1 protein-coding gene is annotated in these 400 nt (G+C 73.2%); it reads left to right on the top strand.

Annotated elements, in window-relative coordinates:
- Positions 1–400 (top strand): ABC transporter ATP-binding protein (locus tag ADK86_RS17145; protein WP_159393873.1); only part of this gene is annotated, 400 nt, incomplete at both ends.

Below are 400 nucleotides of genomic sequence, written 5' to 3' on the forward strand. Positions count from 1 at the left end.
CTGACCGCGCTGGAGAACATCACGCTGCCGATGGACATCGCCGGGCGCAGGCCCGACCGGCAGTGGCTGGACCGCGTCGTCGAGACCGTCGGCCTGTCCGGACGCCTCAAGCACCGCCCCAGCCAGCTGTCCGGCGGCCAGCAGCAGCGCGTCGCGGTGGCCCGCGCGCTGGCCTCGCGGCCCGAGATCATCTTCGCCGACGAGCCGACCGGCAACCTCGACTCCCGCTCCGGCGCCGAGGTGCTGGGCTTCCTGCGCAACTCCGTACGGGAACTGGGCCAGACCGTGGTGATGGTGACCCACGACCCGGTGGCGGCGGCCTACGCGGACCGCGTGATCTTCCTCGCCGACGGCCGGATCGTGGACGACATGGCCGACCCCACCGCCGACCGGGTGCTGG

The sequence above is a fragment of the Streptomyces sp. NRRL F-5755 genome, from assembly GCF_001279365.1.
Classification (GTDB): domain Bacteria; phylum Actinomycetota; class Actinomycetes; order Streptomycetales; family Streptomycetaceae; genus Streptomyces; species Streptomyces rimosus.